At 75.8% G+C, this 1,899-nt stretch carries 2 protein-coding genes and 1 pseudogene; all 3 read left to right on the top strand.

Translation table 11 applies throughout. The features are described 5' to 3' along the window. Positions 1–252: pseudogene (locus AOJ26_RS41225) on the top strand (hypothetical protein); the annotation flags it as partial. Further along, a complete protein-coding gene (locus AOJ26_RS41220; RefSeq protein ID WP_053853423.1) occupies positions 249–1,151 on the top strand; it encodes a sugar phosphate isomerase/epimerase family protein in 903 nt (300 codons plus the stop codon). The pseudogene AOJ26_RS41225 and the gene AOJ26_RS41220, both read left to right, overlap by 4 nt. Further along, positions 1,148–1,882: an EboA domain-containing protein gene (locus AOJ26_RS41215; protein WP_053853422.1), complete on the top strand. Its 735-nt coding sequence runs from the start codon at positions 1,148–1,150 to the stop codon at positions 1,880–1,882. The genes AOJ26_RS41220 and AOJ26_RS41215 overlap by 4 nt, the downstream gene beginning before the upstream one ends. Positions 1,883–1,899 lie beyond the last annotated feature (17 nt).

The raw sequence follows: 1,899 nt of genomic DNA, 5'->3' as shown, positions 1-1,899 counted from the left end.
CACGCGGCCCTGCGCCTCGCCCTCGCCGCCTCCTACGCGGCCACCGCCGCCCGCCCCTACTTCCACGCCACCCTCAACCCCTCGCCCCCGCTCACCCAACGAGCCGTCACCGGCGGCATCCGTGCCGCGATCCCCCTCCAGGCCGCCCTCACCGCCCGCTCGGGCACGAAGGGCGCGACCATCACGGCCCTGCTCACCACCGCCCTCGCCCCCCTGGCAGGACGCCTCGCGAGAAAGGTGAGCGTCACATGACCGGCCCTCTCGCCCCGTCCCGGCCCACCCCCGGCGGCACCCCGATCCGCTTCGGCTACGGCACCAACGGCCTCGCGGACCTCCGCCTGGACGACGCCCTCACCCTGCTCGCCGACCTCGGGTACGACGGGGTCGGGCTGACCCTCGACCACATGCACCTGGACCCCCTCGCCCCCGACCTGGCCGCCCGCACCCGCAGCCTGGCGCGCCGGCTGGACACCCTCGGTCTTTCGGTCACCGTCGAGACGGGCGCCCGCTATGTGCTGGACCCGCGCCGCAAACACGGCCCCTCACTGCTCGACCCCGACCCGGACGACCGCGCCCGCCGTGCCGACCTGCTGGTCCGGGCCGTCCAGGTCGCCGCCGACCTCGGCGCGCACGCCGTGCACTGCTTCAGCGGCATCACCCCGGCGGGCACGGACCCGGACACGGCGTGGAAACGCCTCGCCGAGACCCTCGCCCCCGTCCTGGACACCGCCACCACCGCCGGGGTCCCGCTGGCCGTCGAACCCGAGCCGGGGCACCTCCTCGCCACCCTCGCCGACTTCCACCACCTCCGCCGCACCCTCGGCGACCCGCCCGCCCTCGGCCTGACCCTCGACATCGGCCACTGCCAGTGCCTCGAACCCCTCCCTCCCGCGGACTGCGTACGCGCCGCAGGCCCCTGGCTGCGCCACGTCCAGATCGAGGACATGCGCCGAGGCGTCCACGAACACCTCCCCTTCGGCGACGGCGACATCGACTTCCCGCCGGTCCTCGCCGCCCTGGCCGACACCGGCTACCAGGGGCTGACGGTCGTCGAACTGCCCCGCCACTCCCACGCGGGCCCCCACTTCGCCGAACGCTCCCTCCCCTTCCTCCGTCAGGCAGTGGCGCTCTCACAAGGAAGCACTCCATGACCCACCCCCATGCCCATCAGGCAACCCCCGCCGCGGACACCCAGGGCACCACCCTCGCCCGGACCCCGCTGCACGACCTGCACAGCCACCTCGCCGACCACCTCGGCGAAGACGCCCGCGACTGGCTCGACCAGGCCCTCGAAGAGGCCGCCGCCCACCCCGGCGCCCACGGCCCCATCTCCGTGTGGGAGCTGCGCCTCGCCGAGGCCGGCCGCCGCTGCGGCCCCGAACACGCCGACGCCGCCCGCATCCTGATCCTGCACGCGGCCCGCGCCGACACCGACGCCTTGACCCGGGTCTACGCCCAGGGCACCGGCGCCGAACGCCGCGCCGTCCTGCACGCCCTGCCCCACCTCGTGCCCGGCCCCCAGGCCCTCCCGCTCGTCGAGGACGCCCTGCGCACCAACGACACCCGGCTCCTGGCCGCCGCCGTCGGCCCCTACGCGGCCCGCCACCTCGACGCCCACCAGTGGCGCCACGCGGTCCTGAAGTGCCTGTTCACCGGCGTGCCCGTCGCCGAGGTGGCCGACCTGCACCGACGGGCCCACGGGGACGGCGAACTGGCCCGCATGCTCGGCGACTACGCCGCCGAACGCACCGCCGCGGGCCGTCCCGTGCCGGAGGACCTGCACCGCGTCCTGACCCTGACCGACCCCACCGCCACCCCACCCGCGCCGGCCGCCGACCACGGCCCCCACCGCGCGGACGGCACCCATGGCAAGGAGTCCTGATGCGCATCTTCGACCCC

The organism is Streptomyces sp. NRRL B-24085 (assembly GCF_001282115.1).
GTDB lineage: Bacteria > Actinomycetota > Actinomycetes > Streptomycetales > Streptomycetaceae > Streptomyces.
The sequence above is the reverse complement of the archived record's forward strand: the minus strand, read 5'-3'. Positions and strand labels throughout refer to the sequence as shown.